Origin of the sequence: Exiguobacterium sp. s50 (assembly GCF_018618175.1) — a bacterium.
GTDB lineage: Bacteria > Bacillota > Bacilli > Exiguobacteriales > Exiguobacteriaceae > Exiguobacterium > Exiguobacterium chiriqhucha.
Map to the genome: position 1 here is coordinate 18,166 of NZ_JACSLP010000011.1, position 14,339 is coordinate 32,504.

The following is a 14,339-nucleotide window of genomic DNA, read 5'->3' on the forward strand; positions in this document are numbered from 1 at the left end:
TTGAATACGTCCGTATCTCGACACCCCTTTCCGCGGAAAGGGGTGTTTTTTGCATAGGAGGACTATTCATGACTGACAGACGCTCACATCTACTTAAAACGTTACCACCTCAACATTTCGTCGGACTCGCGAACGAGGTGGCCGAACTCGAACAAGCCGGCCGCGACATCATCCGACTCGGACAAGGGACGCCTGACCTGCCTACGCCTGAGCCAATCTGTGACGCGCTTCAGACGGCGCTCCTCGACGCCTCGACCCATCAATACGGTCCGTTCCGCGGTCAGGCCCGCCTGAAGCAAGCAGTGGCGACGTTCTATTTGAATGAGTATGGAGTCGAACTTGATCCCGAGACAGAAGTAGCGATTCTCATCGGCTCAAAATCTGGTCTCATCACGTTGCCGCAATGCGTACTCGAACCTGGCGACGGAATTTTGCTACCGAATCCCGGCTATCCTGATTACATCTCGGGGGCACGCCTCGCCGGTGCCGTCGTCCGTGACCTCGTCCTCCGGGAAGAGAACGGCTTCTTGCCGGACTATGAGACGCTCGATACGCAAGATGCAAGACTCATGTATTTGAACTACCCGAGCAATCCGACCGGAGCCGTCGCCTCACCCGCTTTCTTTGACGATACCGTCCGTTTCGCCCGGGAGCGGGACTTGATGGTCGTCCACGATTTCGCATATGGCAGCATCGGATTCGATGGCCATGTCCCGCCTAGCTTTCTGCAGGCGGAAGGGGCGAAAGAAGTCGGCATCGAGGTATATACGATGTCGAAAGCGTTCAACATGTCCGGTTGGCGCGTCGCCTTCGCCGTCGGGAACGCGGACATCATCGAGGCGATCAACACGTATCAGGACCACGTCCACGTCAGCGTGTTCTCGGCCATCCAGGCGGCGGCTGTCGCTGCGCTCGAGGCGCCCCGTACCATTCGCGATGACTTGGCACGACTGTACGAGGCACGGCGTGATCGCCTGATCGACGGGTTGAACCGGGCCGGCTGGGCCGTCGAACCGCCGGAAGGCTCGTTCTTCGTCTGGGCGAAAGTGCCTGAGGGTGATGCCAAGTCGTTCTCGCGGAAACTGCTGCATGAAGCCGGTGTCGCCGTCACCCCGGGCTATTTCTTCGGTTCGGAAGGGAACGGATACGTCCGCTTCGGCCTCGTCTCACCGGAACCGAAGATTGACGAGGCCGTCGAACGAATCGAGCGGTTGTTTGCCGCCTATGAGGAGGTGCGCGCATGATTCGTCAGGCCGTCCTTGAATATGACCACGCCGATGACGCGCTCGACCGTCTTGATGACTTAGTCGACGGCCGCCGTGCCCACGTCCTGCACGGTCAGAAAGGGTATGACGTCGTCCGAGCCATCTTTCCGGCCATCGCGGACTATCCGGCAACAAGGTTCAGCGGGGAGTGCACGGACTCGGAAGTCAAACGGCTCAAACCGTTGGACGCCGACGTGTTAATCGCCGTCGGAGGTGGCAAGCTCGTCGATACGGCCAAACTCGTCGCCTATCAACGGAACGTCCCGCTCATCGTCGTCCCAACGCTCGCCTCGAACTGTGCGGCGTTCACACCGCTCAGCGTCGTCTATCAGGAGGACGGGAGCTACGACCGCTACGACATGTTCCGCGTCGTCATCGAACGGGTCATCGTTGACTCACGGGTCATCTCGCGCTCACCATATGAATACTTTCGGGCAGGTGTCATCGACACGGTCGCGAAGTTTTACGAGGCCCGTTATTTGAGTGGTGACAGCTCAGCTGACGCCGGCGTCAACACCGGACTCGTCTTGGCCGAGCAGTGCGGGCGTCTCGTCGAACTTGAATTGAGCGAGCACGCTTTTGAGTCGTATAGTGACGACGTCCGCTTCGCGGTCGATCACGTGCTCGCCATCGGCGGCGCCGTCGGTGGATTTGGTGACGCCGGGACACGCGTCGCCGTGGGCCATGCGGTCCATAATGCGCTCAGCCGCTTCGAGTCGACCCACTCATTCTTGCACGGAGACAAGGTCGGCTTCGGCCTGATCATCCAAGAGCGCTTGCGGCGCTCGGCCGATGCTCCGTATTTGGAAGCTTGGTTGAAACGGTTCGGTGCCCCGACGACGCTCGAGACGCTCGGGGTCGGATTTGAGCATATCCCGGTCCTCGTCGACTCCGTCATGACGGAGACCGAGCTGCAACAGTTGCCGGAACCGCTCGATAAAAATTTTCTGAAAATAATTTTTGAAAATTTACAATTATCTATTTACAATTAAAAGAATTAAAAGTAAGATGATAACAACTTAATAGACCGATTGCTTATCAAGAGTGGTGGAGGGACTGGCCCTGTGAAACCCGGCAACCAGATCGTAATGATCATGGTGCTAATTCCAACAGACGAAATCGTCTGGGAGATGAGCGTGTCCGACTTTGACTTGTCGTGCCCGCCACTCTGAATGAGTAGCGGGCTTTCATTTTGGAGGAGGAAAACAAATGAACATCAAACAGAAAACAGTACTTGCAGGAACATCACTACTCGCCGCCATCGCGCTCTCAGCATGCGGACAATCGGACGCGAGCGAGGCGCTCAGCACGGAGTCGCTCACGATCGGCGTCACGGGCGGGCCGCACCAACAGATCGCCGAGAAAGTGAAAGAACTCGCGGCCGAAGACGGCCTCGAACTCGATATCAAAGTGTTCAACGACTATAATACGCCGAACACGGCGCTCGCCGAGGGCAGCCTCGACGTGAACAGTTATCAGACGCTCTCATTCCTAGAACTGCAAAAGTCCGATAAAGGCTATAAAATCGACGACGTGTTCAAGACCGTCGCTTTCCCGATGGGTCTCTACTCAGAGAAATTGACCGACATCGAGGACTTGAAAGAAGGTGACAAGGTCGCCGTCCCGAACGACCCGGCGAACGAGCTACGCGCGCTCCGTCTCTATGAGACAGCGGGACTCATCACGCTCAAAGAAGGATTGACAGACAAGGCGACAAAACGTGACATCGCCGAGAACCCGCTCAACCTTGAATTCATCGAACTCGAGGCGTCGCAGCTCCCGACCCAGCTCCCGGAAGTCGCACTCGCTGCCATCAACACGAACTTCGCGATGGGTGCCGGCCTGTCGATCAACGAGGACGCCTTGTTCCATGAAGACACGGTCGACAACCCGTATCCGAACTACGTCGTCGTCCGTACCGACAACAAGGATGACGAAGTCGTCGCGACGCTCAAATTGTATTATCACTCGGACGAGGTCCGGACGTTCATCGAAGAGACGTTCGACGGCTCAATCGTCCCGGCGTTTTAAGGAGGGCCTATGATCGCACTTAAAGGAATCACGAAGACGTTCACGGTAAATAAAGGTGCTGTCACCGCACTCGACGACGTCTCGCTCACCATCGAGAAAGGCGAGATCTTCGGCATCATCGGCCGAAGCGGGGCAGGAAAGAGCACGCTCATCCGCATGATCAACCTGCTCGAACGCCCGACGTCGGGCCAGGTCGAAATCGAAGGACAGGACGTCACGAAGCTCGACAAACGAGGGCTCTCGAAGCTACGTCATCGCATCGGGATGATCTTCCAACATTACAACCTGCTCAAGACGGCGACCGTCGAAGAGAACGTCGCCATCCCGCTCCGTCTCGAAGGACTCGATAAGCGGATAATCCGCGAACGCGTCGACAAGTACCTCGACATCGTCGGATTGACGGATCATCGGAAACATTATCCGGAGCAACTTTCGGGCGGACAGAAGCAACGTGTCGCCATCGCCCGCGCCCTCGCACATGAGCCGGACATCCTGCTCAGCGACGAGGCGACGAGCGCGCTCGACCCGGAGACGACCGAGTCGATTCTCGACCTGCTTCTCGACATCAATCGCGAGCTCGGGCTGACGATTTTCTTGATCACCCACGAGATGGAAGTCATCGAGCGCATCTGCGACCGGGTCGCGGTCATCGAGGCCGGCCGGATCATCGAAGAAGGGGACGTGCTCGACGTGTTCTCGGACCCGCAGCATGCGACGACGCGCAAGTTCTTGAAGACGAACCTCGATGTCCCGAAAGAGGTCGTCGAAGAATTGAGCACGCACGGGACGCTCGTCAACTTGTCGTTCATCGGCCATCAAAGTGAACAGGCCGTGCTCGCCCAATTGACGAAACGGTTCGGCTTGCTGCCGAACATCATCGGGGGCGGCATCAAAAAGCTTAAAGGAGGTCTCGTCGGTAATCTACTCGTCCATTTGGACGGCGATGAGGGCCAGACCGACCAAGCCGTCCGCTTCTTAGAGGCGAGCGGTGTGAAAGTGAAGGAGGTGACGAACTATGCTTCAGTTTTGGGAAAATTGGGGTGACTTGATTTGGACGGGGACGATTCAGACGCTCACGATGACCGGCATCGCACTCGTCATCTCGACGTTGATCGGACTGCCGCTCGGGACGCTCCTCGTCTTGACGCGACCGAACGGGCGGCTCGCCAACCGTTATTTCTACGGCATCTTGTCGAGCGTCATCAACGTCGTCCGTTCAATCCCATTCATCATTCTCTTATTCTTCATCCTCCCGTTCACCCGTTTCATCATGGGAACAACAATCGGCGTCCAAGGCGTGCTGTTGCCGCTCATCGTGTTCACGGCGCCGTATATCGCGCGGCTCATGGAGTCGGCGCTGCTCGAGGTCGACCGCGGGGTCGTCGAGGCGTATGAAGCGATGGGCATCTCGACCCGGAAAATCATCTGGTACGTGTTGATCCGGGAGGCCCGCTCTTCAATCGTGCTCGGTCTGACGATTGCGACGATCGGTTTGATCGGGGCGACCGCGATGGCAGGACTCGTCGGGGCAGGCGGACTCGGCGATATCGCCTATCAATACGGGCATCTTCGATTCGAGCCGGAGGTCATGTACGTGACCATCTTCGTCTTGATTCTACTCGTCCAATCGATTCAGTCGTTCGGCAACCGCTTGGCGGCCCGACTCAAGAAGGCATAAGAAAAGAGCTCTGCTTCGGCAGGGCTCTTACTTGTTGTCGAGCAATCGTTTCAATTCGGCAATGCGGTCATGGCGCGGGATGAACGTACGAATCTCTTTCTCGCTGAACCCGATTTGAATCCGATTGTCGTCGACGACGATCGGACTCTTCAAAATCTGGGGATGCGACGCCACGAAGCTGTACAGCTCACGGAGCGACATCTCGTCAAGGTGATCCGCCGCTTGTTTGTACACGCTCTTTTGAACGGACAACAGGTCGGTCGTCCCGTTCTCGGTGAGGCGGAGCATGTCTTTGAACTCGGTGAACGACATCCCTTGGTCGGTCAATTTCTTCTCGATGAACGGGATGTTCTGCTCACGTAACCAATCGATCGTCTTACGGGAAGAACTGCAGCTTGTATGTGTGAATACGGTGACCGTCACGGCAACCACTTCTCCTTTACGTAAGTATGGACTTCTTTATTTTCTCTCATACATACGTGACGGACATCGAATATGTTTCAAATCACATATACTTTTTTCGACCGAACAGACGATTTGTCGGTCCTCACTTCGGGTACAAGACGAGAGAGACTACATCTTAGGAGGGGTTCACATGTTTGATTACACGGTCAAGACCGATCAGACGGTCGAAGCGGTCGTCGAGAAGCTGAAAACGACGCTCAAAGAGGAAGAGTTCGGGGTGCTTTGGGACTTCAATTTGAGTGAGACGCTCGAAGAGAAAGGCCAAGCGATTGATGGAGACTACCGCATCCTCGAAGTGTGCAATCCAAAAGAAGCGAAAAAAGTCATCACGGCGCACCGGGAAGGCGGTTATTTCCTCCCATGCAAGCTCGCCGTCTTCACGAAAGACGGGTCGACCCATGTCGGGATGCCAAAGCCGACGAAACTGATCGAACTGATCGAGGATGAGTCGCTCCAAGCTGTGGCACGCGATGTCGAGACGAGATTGACCCGAGCCATCGATAAAACTGTGTAACGGTCATTGAACCCGTCCAGGTCGTCGGACGGTTTTTTTCGTGTTCCCTCCTAAAGTAATATAATGGTAAAATTGGTACAAATAAATGGTGAGGGGCGGATGATTTGAAAAAGTTAGTCGGTTTATTTGTACTATCCACAGGCTTATTGGTTGGTTGCGGTGGGGAAAAGCCGGACGTCGTAAACTTGTCTTACGTCGACGCGCATTGGACCGTCAGTAAGTATGCCAAGGAGGAGTTGATTTCCCTTCATTCAGCCGACGAGACGCTTGAAGCCTGTAGCGGTAAGTTGACGACCGAGCTGGAAGGCGACTTGATTGTGTTCGATACGATCGTGGCGAACCGCTATCCGATGACGGACACGGGTGAGGAGTATGCGTTCAAGGCCGTATCATATATGAAAGGGGATGAGAATTATGTGCTTTGTCGTGACACGGTCTCGAACCGCTTCTCGGCGGAAGTGATCGAGTCGTTCCCTGACGATGTGGACGTATCAACGGGGACACCGATCGGTCGTTATCCAATCGTCGGTCCGGCCGATAAGTCCGCCAAAACCGCCTTACGGGATGCCGATGAATTGAACGAGTCAGGCAACCGGATTGAACCGTTCCTCGAAACGCTCGTCGCCTTTTCCCCGGCTCTGTACGGTGAGATTGAAGTAGAAATCGGGGGAATGCCGAGTCCATATCCGTTGTTCTCGTTCGATCCGTCGATGGCCAGCATGAAAGACATCAAAGTAGCGATCGGTTACGACACGATTACTGAGAAACCGTATTTGCTGCTCATGTTTGCGGACCTTTATTTCTCGGTGACTCCACTCGAGTCGATGATTGACCAAACCGCAGAAGGGCTTACATATGAAGCGTTGAGCGTCGAGCGCCTCCCCCTCGAGACGGAGCTCATCCCGGACCAGACTTATCCATTGTATGAGTTCACCTATACTCGTGACGGAAAAGTCGTCAATGAGACGATGACGTTCACATACCGCACCTCTGACTTATTATCGACAGCGGAACGAAAGCAGCTCGAGACACACCCCGACGAAGACTACATGCCACTTGTGGTCGGTCCACTCGTTTATCTTCATCAACAGCCGTTCAACCCGGAATCTCCGTTGTCATACCCGGTTCTTTTAAAAGCAGCGGGGAACGATATGGATGACCTCGTCCAAGCAATCGATTCCGCTGAACCGACGAAGCGTCAAGGTGATGAAGGCGACTATCCGCTTCTAACAATCGTCGATGGACACAAGGGACAAGAGTTCGAGGTGACGTATAAACAGCGCTCGAAAAAGATGGATATTTACGTGACCGACCGCTCGACCGACGAGACGTACAAACTGACGAGCGAAGGGGCCGAGACGTTCTTGTCCTACTTCCCTGACTTGAAGAAGAAATGAGTGGCTTGAACATGAAGAAACGAGCGTTGATGTCATTGTCACTGTTATGGTTGACGGCAGGCTGCTCGGAAGACGTGGACGTCGTCCGCTATGGCCATATCGAGGAGCACTGGCAAGCCGAACGGGTTACGTTGAACAGTCAAGAGCCTGTAGTGGATGCCGAAACAATTTTGAACCAATGTGAAGACAAGGAACGACTGACCGAACTAGATGGAGAGACGTTTTCAATCCTCGGGATGGCGTATGCGACCCGGGCCCCGCTTATGAATGATGACTATTATGGATATAGTTTTAATGAAGTGACCTATGTCGAGGGGGATACAATCTATGCGCTCTGTAAATCAGACCGGATGGACGGGATGGAAGGGTACGGGGCCGTCGAGCTTGCAGAAAGACCTGCCTACTTGAAAGACGAGGTCGGCACGGAGATTTCGTTCCTTCCGACCGTCCATATCGCGACCGCAAATGAACGGGCTGCGTTACATAAGCCGGACGCCTTCTATGACAATGGACAAGACATGGAACCGTATCCGGTCACACTTATGAGGATTTCGCCTGGATTTAGCGGCACGGTTGAGATTGGGATTGAAGAAGGGGGCTACTTTAACCCATTCTTCCACTTTTTGCCGAACCTTAGACCGTCCGATGTGTTTATCGCATTAGGACGAGATAAGGCCACGAACATGCCTCATCTGCTCCAGTCTTATGGTGGAGACAAGGCTCGCTATTCCTCCTCCATTTTACAAGATGCCGATTTGCTCAACGGGGCTGACAGTTTAACCTTCCGTCGAATCCATAACGGTGGCACGATGGAACCGATGACACCTTATCCGCTATATGACCTCACGATTGACGTGGACGGACAAAACGTAACAAAAACCGTGTCGATGCGCTATCGAACGAGCCCTCTCCTTACAGATCCTGCAGATCTAGACGAGATAGCGGTCGCTTACCTCCATCAGTATCCGTATCACCGCGAAGTCCCGCTCCCTTACCCTGATGCGGTGAATGTTAGAGGCGAGGCGTATGATCGATTGATCGAAGCCATCGAGACCGCGCGCCCGTCGACGAAGAGTGGTGAGACGGAAGACTATAAGTATTTGACGCTGTTGCACGGGAATCTCGGTCAACAGTTCGATGTCAGTTACCAGCAACGGTCGAAGAAAGTCGATGTCTTCGTGAAAGACGTGAAGTCCGGGGAAGTGTTCAAACTGTCGAGCGCTGGGGCGGAGACGTTCCAAGAGTTATTCCCACAGGCTTTCGAATGAACGGATTGGTTGTAAATCGAGGAGGAATGTTCTGTTGAAACGCATGTTAGTTGGATATGTCATCTGCGCGGGACTGTTGCTTGGAGGTTGTGCGAGTAGCGAGGAAGACGTGGATCCGTCTCGTATCGAGTACCATACGATACATACTGATGGGGAATACGGGCCGACACGCACCATTACCGACGCTGAGACGAATGCCGAGCTTGATCGAACGACGGAGGAAGTCGAGTGGGAAGACCAGCCCGTCCCGATCGAGCGGGAACCGGATGTGAAAGCGACGTTCGTGTTCACGCCGAACGATGCGCCAGAACGTTCACTCGACTTCGGGATTTGGTACGAAGAACAGATAATCGGCGGCATCGATCCAAAGGACAGCCGGGGTGAACTCACGGCCGACCAAGTCACGCTGTTCAAATCAATATTCGATGACCAGGAATGATAGGGGACCCGTGCATGGCACGGGTCCTTTGTTCATGGACTTAGCAGTGAACCAACTGGAAAACACTTCAAATTCAAGATATTGACTCGATTTCAAAAACCGACGCTATTCAGGAATTTTCGCACAGGGTACACTAGAATTCCGCTACATTCCAGGAATAAAGCACTAAAGGAAATCGAGAAAAGAAGGTAGGAATAATCGGAATGGAACTGACAAAGTTTGCTAGCCTCTCATCCCCTGAGGTGCTCCGTGCCCTCGAGGCCAACGTGGCGATGATCCGATTCGACCGTCAACGACGCGTCGTCGATGTGAACGACCTCTTCTCCAAGGCAATGAAATATAAACGTGACGAAATTATCGGGATGCACCATCACTTGTTCTGCACGCCAAGTTTCGTCAGCAGTCCGGACTATCAAGCGTTTTGGAACAAGCTGTTCGACGGCTTCAGTTCGGCCGACAAAATCGAGCGCATCGACGCCCGCGGTGATTCAATTTGGCTCGAAGCGACCTATATGCCAATCTATGAACAGGATGAAGTCGTCGGCGTCGTCAAAATGCCGCCCAGACGAACTTGTTGTCGCTCAACGCCGCCATCGAGGCCGCACGGGCAGGTGAGCACGGTCTCGGCTTCAACGTCGTCGCGACCGAGGTCCGGAACCTGTCACGTCTCGTCGAACGCGCCGTCATCGAAGTGCGCGCGAACACGGACGGGATGAACAAAGAGCTCGTCTCAATCGTCGACGGCGTATCCCGCTCCAGTACAGACATTCAAGAGAGTGTCCGCATCATGGAACAGACGCTTGAGCGGTTCGAGCATATCGAACAGTCGGCCGAATCGCTGAACGGCACAGCCGAGCGGTTCACTTCCGCCATTTAAAAAACCAATCGGACATGCCTCCTGACAAGGGACACGTTCAATTGGTTTTTTTGATTTGCAGCGTATGGCCATGCTGTTTCAACCAGGCCATCGCGCCGGCGACGTTTGGATACACTGACGCAAGCTTCGACCAGAACGCTTTCGAGTGGTCGAAATGAACGAGATGGACCCATTCGTGGGCGATGACATAATCCATGACGTCCTGCGGGGCGAGCATGAGCCGGACGTTGATCGAGATCGTCCCGGTCGAGCTGCATGACCCCCAGCGCGTCTTTTGGTGGCCGATGCGGATTCGTTCCGCCTTCACACCAAGTTGACGTTCATAGTGGGGGGACCTTTCCATCACATAAGCGAGGGCCCGTTCTCGTAGCCAGACCTCGTACGCTTTCCGAAGCGATGATTCGTCCCACTTCGCAGGACAGTAAAAGTTTTCGCCGTCGAAGCGGAACCTTGTCTCGGTATTGCTTTTCACGAGCGAAAACGTCTCTCCGTGCAAAAGCAGTCTGTCGGCTGGTAAGACGTCACGCTTGGGCAGTGCCGCGAGGCGATCTTCGATCCAGCCGGCATGTTCCGTCAATATTGTCTCGACGACTCGGTTCGGGAGCCTAGCTGGAATCCGCAGCTCGATGCCGTCCGGCGTCACGAAGAAAGCCGCCCGTTTCCGGCGTTTATGGCGGATGACGGTCACGGTCATCGGGTTCACCTCCTTGAAGTATCTCGGTCGATTATAGCCGACGCGTCTCGAATCCGCCATCGTTTTGCGGACTCGAACGCTCGTTTTTTGTTACAGTAGGAGTAGGAGGGATGAACATGAAATCAATCTTACATCAATCGCTTGACCGGACGGGAACGGATTCGGTGAAATGGGACGGGCTCGACCGCTGGTTCCATTTGACAGATGACGTCTTGCCGCTGTGGGTCGCAGACATCGATATCCGCACGGCACCGTCCATCTCGGAGGCGCTGACGGCACGGGCCGCGACAGGAGAGTTCGGGTACACATTGTTCTCGAGAGAGGCGCAAGCAGCCGTGAGTTCTTGGTATGACCGTCGTCACGGGCTCAAGGTCGATGCCGATCACGTCTTGTTCTCGAGTGGCGTCGTACCGGGATTGACGCATATCGTCGAGGCGTTGACGGAGGAAGGGGATGGGGTCGTCATCCAGTCGCCCGTCTATCCGCCATTTCATGAACTGGTCACCGGGTTGAAACGGGAGTTGCTCGACGCTCCGCTCCGTCAAGTCGATGGTCGCTACGAGATGGACTTTGACGCGCTCGAGACACAGATGCAGAAGGCGAAGTTGTTCTTGCTCTGCTCGCCGCACAACCCGGTCGGACAGGTATGGACCGAGTCCGAGCTGAAGCAAGTCGTCGAGCTGGCACGTCGCCATGACGTCATCCTCGTCGCCGATGAAATTCATGCCGACTTGACCTATCCGTCACAACGGCATACCGCCCTCAATCGCCTCGATGACTCGGTCATCACGGTGAGTGCACCGTCGAAGGCGTTCAATATCGCGGGGCTGTTCGCGTCGTACATCATCTGTCCGGACGATGCGATGCGAAAACGGATTATCCAAGTCCAAAACAAACACCATGTGTTACCGACACCGTTCGCGAACACGGCCATCATCGCCGCCTATTCCGACTCACGGGCCGAGCGTTGGCTCGACCAATTGACGGCCGAACTCGAGGAGCAGGCGACGTACCTCGTCGAGCGGTTCCAGGAAGAGCTGCCCCAATTGAAGACGTACATGCCTGAGGCGAGTTATCTCCTCTGGATCGACTTCAAGGCGCTCAATTTCGAAACGGAACCGCGGAAGAAGTGGTTGCACGAGGAAGTCCGTCTGTTCTTGTCGCCAGGTCACCCGTTCGGGGAGTCGGGCGAGACGTTCGAACGCCTCAATTTCGGGACGTCGCGCGCTATCGTTGATGAGGCGCTTCAGCGTCTCACCGAACATGCTGACGGAAAGGCGTTTGTATGAATCAAGAAACGGGAAAAATTTCACAATGAGCCACACGAGAACGATGGCCACGGAAAGCGAGTGAATGCGAATGGAGACGATCAATTGGAAAAAGAAGATGGAGGAACAACTGAGGCGTAGCGGATTCACGTTACAAGTCGAGAACATGGCCAACCTCGGTCTGACGGAGATTCATGCGTCATCATCCCCATTGATCTCGTATCCGCTCCGGATTCGCCTGTACGTCCGCATGGGGTGGCTCATGTGCACGGTCGATGCGACATCGGTCGACCGGAACGAGGACCATCCGCTGTTCGAACGGATGATTGCCGCCGTGTTCGAGCGCATCGTCCGACACTTGTATCACGCCTATGACTTCCATGTCTTGACGTATATCGGCAATACCGGCAACTATATCGCACCGAAAGAATCAGAGACGGGAGAAATCGTGCGCTTGCTCGCGCAACTGTGGACCGACCGCTCCTATCTGCACCTCGAGACGTATGAAGAGTATCCGGCCCTATATGTGACACCACCTTGGGCGCACCAAGCCTACGCGTTCGAAAGCACCGAGGACGAATGGATTATCTATGCGGGCCGGAGCGGCCGTCCGGCGACGGACTATCGCGCCGACGGGACGGAGCTCAAACCGCATCGACTGGCCGAAGGGGACCTGTTCTTCCCGGTGCATCGCATCAAAAAGGACCGCGGCACCCTCGCGCTCGCCGAATGGATACGGCTTGAGCGTCGCGAGGTCGAGGATTTCATGCTCGCCTTCATGAACACGATTCAGAAATTCGATCCCGCCTTCGGCTTTTCCTGGGGTGGGACCGATACGTTCTTTCATGGGGTGCCGGTCGAACCCTATGCGCAAGTGCTTCGGCTCGAGAGCGGGAAACGACGTTACCGGGTCATGAACAACTCGGCTAAGCGACTGTTTGCCGTCGCGGACGACCCGCTCGAATGTTTGAAGGAAGTGGAACAGACGCTCCGGACGGTCCGTTTGCCTGAGCGGCGGGTCTCCTCGCTCGGACAGCTCGTGATGGGCATTTGGCAACAGTTCGAGCTTGATGAATCGACCTATATCCAAGAAGTCGCCTATCGTGGCATTTCCCAGTTCCAAATTGAAGAAAAGATTGGCCACGCCTTGGCGAACCGCCAACGCGTCCGTTGGGTCGAGAAGACCGATCCTCACCAATCCATCATTGAGTTCGCCCATTTGCGGATTTCATTCCCGAAACGACCACCCGGCATCGTCACCGTCGAGCCGGTTGAATCTTCCTATGAGAGAGGTGCCCTATGAGAATCGTTGACGCACGTGCCATGCCAATCAGCCATGAGGATTTGATTGCCGTCACCGAAACGTCCATCTACTATCGAGAGAAGACCGGCGAGACGAGTTTCTCGATCTATCGCTATGATGAAGCGGACGGTACCGTCACGCCGATCAGTCATCGCGCCTATGAAGACTATGGGATCTCGAAGCTGTTCGTCAGTGACGCCCGCGTCTATTTCTTGAATGAGATACCAGACCGGACGGGTGTCGTCCGCACGGAGTTGATTGCGTTCGACTATCGCTCTGGACGAGAAGATGTGCTCGCGACGTTCGAGAAACGTGGTAACAGCACGCTCTATTGGGTTCTCGCGGACCGTTACTTCCTCTTCCTGACGAGTTTCGGAGATACCGATGAGGCATGGCTGTATGATGCGGAGACGTCGTTCCAAGAGCGAATCCGTGACGAGCGACTCGTCGGACATGCCGGTAAGTTCCGTGAGCTCTATCTGTTCTCGACCGAGCTCGATGGCATTCCATATATCGTCTGCAACGCCCGCTTGGACGAGTTTGCCTATTACGAGGCACTCGAGGACGGTCGGGTCTTCCCGGACGATTCGATCGACCATTCGGAGGCGATTCTGATTTGTTCGCTCGACGAGGCGGTCGAGGCAGTTAGGTCCCGTCAAGATGAGATTCCGTTCGAGGACTTAATTCGTCTGCACGGGGAAGGGGACACGGTCCAATACTTGGGTGAACGGAACAAGCGACTTCGGTTCTCGACTTTCGTCGACGAGGCGAACGAGGAGACGATTTATGAGTTGACAGCACCGGACGTGCTCCGCGAGGTGGCGGTGGTCGACTGGGGCGCCTACGAGCCGATTGACTTCACGTATGACGATGTCAGTTCCACTATTTTCATTAAAGTGGAAGAGTCAACGGACCATACCGAATTGATTGACGCGACGACCGGGGCCCGCTTCCTCGACACGGCTCCTTTCGAGCGCGTGCTCGCCTCGAACTATTTCATCCATGAGTCGGCGGCAGATGGAACAGGTGGGGGCGTGACCGTGTTCAATCTCGAAACAAATGAGCGGCAAACGTTCGAAGACGCCTATTACACGGTGCTCGATGAGACGATTGTCATCCTATCGACGAAGCAGTTATAAC

General features: G+C 55.0%; 15 protein-coding genes, 1 pseudogene and 1 riboswitch. Of the genes and pseudogenes, 14 read left to right on the forward strand and 2 right to left on the reverse strand.

What is annotated here, in order from left to right; translation table 11 throughout:
• Window positions 1–68: 68 nt before the first annotated feature.
• From KNP68_RS13365 to KNP68_RS13385, 5 genes are all read left to right on the forward strand, one after another.
• A complete protein-coding gene (locus KNP68_RS13365; RefSeq protein WP_021067484.1) occupies window positions 69–1,244 on the forward strand; it encodes an aminotransferase class I/II-fold pyridoxal phosphate-dependent enzyme in 1,176 nt (391 codons plus the stop codon).
• Window positions 1,241–2,257, forward strand: coding sequence for an iron-containing alcohol dehydrogenase family protein (locus KNP68_RS13370; RefSeq protein ID WP_214756595.1), 1,017 nt, complete (start codon window positions 1,241–1,243; stop codon window positions 2,255–2,257). The genes KNP68_RS13365 and KNP68_RS13370 overlap by 4 nt, the downstream gene beginning before the upstream one ends.
• 40 nt (window positions 2,258–2,297) lie before the next feature.
• A riboswitch (SAM riboswitch) is annotated at window positions 2,298–2,402 on the forward strand.
• 72 nt (window positions 2,403–2,474) lie between these two features.
• A complete protein-coding gene (locus KNP68_RS13375; protein WP_214799907.1) occupies window positions 2,475–3,296 on the forward strand; it encodes a MetQ/NlpA family ABC transporter substrate-binding protein in 822 nt (273 codons plus the stop codon).
• Window positions 3,297–3,305: 9 nt separating this feature from the next.
• Complete coding sequence (locus KNP68_RS13380) at window positions 3,306–4,340, forward strand: methionine ABC transporter ATP-binding protein (protein WP_131472632.1); 1,035 nt, start codon at window positions 3,306–3,308, stop codon at window positions 4,338–4,340.
• A complete protein-coding gene (locus KNP68_RS13385) occupies window positions 4,312–4,974 on the forward strand; it encodes a methionine ABC transporter permease (protein WP_034777647.1) in 663 nt (220 codons plus the stop codon). The genes KNP68_RS13380 and KNP68_RS13385 overlap by 29 nt, the downstream gene beginning before the upstream one ends.
• Before the next feature lie 27 nt (window positions 4,975–5,001).
• On the opposite strand, the gene KNP68_RS13390 is transcribed toward KNP68_RS13385, so the two are convergent.
• Entirely contained in the window at window positions 5,002–5,397 is a 396-nt protein-coding gene (locus KNP68_RS13390; RefSeq protein ID WP_131472634.1) for a Spx/MgsR family RNA polymerase-binding regulatory protein, read from the reverse strand.
• Between the two features lie 172 nt (window positions 5,398–5,569).
• On the opposite strand from KNP68_RS13390, the gene KNP68_RS13395 reads away from it, so the two are divergent.
• The 6 genes and pseudogenes from KNP68_RS13395 to KNP68_RS15210 all read left to right on the forward strand — a co-directional run bounded on the left by KNP68_RS13395 (window position 5,570) and on the right by KNP68_RS15210 (window position 9,934).
• Window positions 5,570–5,953 carry a DUF302 domain-containing protein gene (locus tag KNP68_RS13395; protein ID WP_131472636.1) on the forward strand — a complete coding sequence of 128 codons (384 nt, stop codon included), beginning with the start codon at window positions 5,570–5,572 and terminating at the stop codon, window positions 5,951–5,953.
• Window positions 5,954–6,057: 104 nt separating this feature from the next.
• The gene (locus tag KNP68_RS13400) at window positions 6,058–7,350 is read left to right on the forward strand and encodes a hypothetical protein (protein WP_131472638.1); all 1,293 of its coding nucleotides are present in this window, start codon (window positions 6,058–6,060) and stop codon (window positions 7,348–7,350) included.
• Window positions 7,351–7,361: 11 nt separating this feature from the next.
• Window positions 7,362–8,618 (forward strand): hypothetical protein, encoded by a 1,257-nt coding sequence (locus KNP68_RS13405; protein ID WP_131472640.1) that lies wholly within the window; start codon window positions 7,362–7,364, stop codon window positions 8,616–8,618.
• Window positions 8,619–8,652: 34 nt separating this feature from the next.
• Complete coding sequence (locus KNP68_RS13410) at window positions 8,653–9,057, forward strand: hypothetical protein (protein WP_131472642.1); 405 nt, start codon at window positions 8,653–8,655, stop codon at window positions 9,055–9,057.
• 272 nt (window positions 9,058–9,329) lie between these two features.
• A pseudogene (locus KNP68_RS15205) lies at window positions 9,330–9,548 on the forward strand (methyl-accepting chemotaxis protein); the annotation flags it as partial.
• An 83-nt stretch (window positions 9,549–9,631) separates the two neighbouring features.
• Window positions 9,632–9,934 carry a methyl-accepting chemotaxis protein gene (locus KNP68_RS15210; RefSeq protein ID WP_285800922.1) on the forward strand — a complete coding sequence of 101 codons (303 nt, stop codon included), beginning with the start codon at window positions 9,632–9,634 and terminating at the stop codon, window positions 9,932–9,934.
• A 37-nt stretch (window positions 9,935–9,971) separates the two neighbouring features.
• Here the strand turns inward: KNP68_RS15210 and KNP68_RS13420 are convergent, their stop codons facing one another.
• Window positions 9,972–10,628 carry a M48 family metallopeptidase gene (locus KNP68_RS13420; protein WP_131472646.1) on the reverse strand — a complete coding sequence of 219 codons (657 nt, stop codon included), beginning with the start codon at window positions 10,626–10,628 and terminating at the stop codon, window positions 9,972–9,974.
• 116 nt (window positions 10,629–10,744) lie between these two features.
• Between KNP68_RS13420 and KNP68_RS13425 the strand changes: the two genes are divergently transcribed.
• From KNP68_RS13425 to KNP68_RS13435, 3 genes are all read left to right on the forward strand, one after another.
• Entirely contained in the window at window positions 10,745–11,917 is a 1,173-nt protein-coding gene (locus tag KNP68_RS13425; protein ID WP_214799909.1) for a MalY/PatB family protein, read from the forward strand.
• A 70-nt stretch (window positions 11,918–11,987) separates the two neighbouring features.
• Window positions 11,988–13,199 carry a hypothetical protein gene (locus KNP68_RS13430; protein ID WP_131472650.1) on the forward strand — a complete coding sequence of 404 codons (1,212 nt, stop codon included), beginning with the start codon at window positions 11,988–11,990 and terminating at the stop codon, window positions 13,197–13,199.
• Complete coding sequence (locus KNP68_RS13435) at window positions 13,196–14,338, forward strand: hypothetical protein (RefSeq protein ID WP_131472653.1); 1,143 nt, start codon at window positions 13,196–13,198, stop codon at window positions 14,336–14,338. Before KNP68_RS13430 ends, KNP68_RS13435 begins: the two co-directional genes overlap by 4 nt.
• Window position 14,339: the final 1 nt, after the last annotated feature.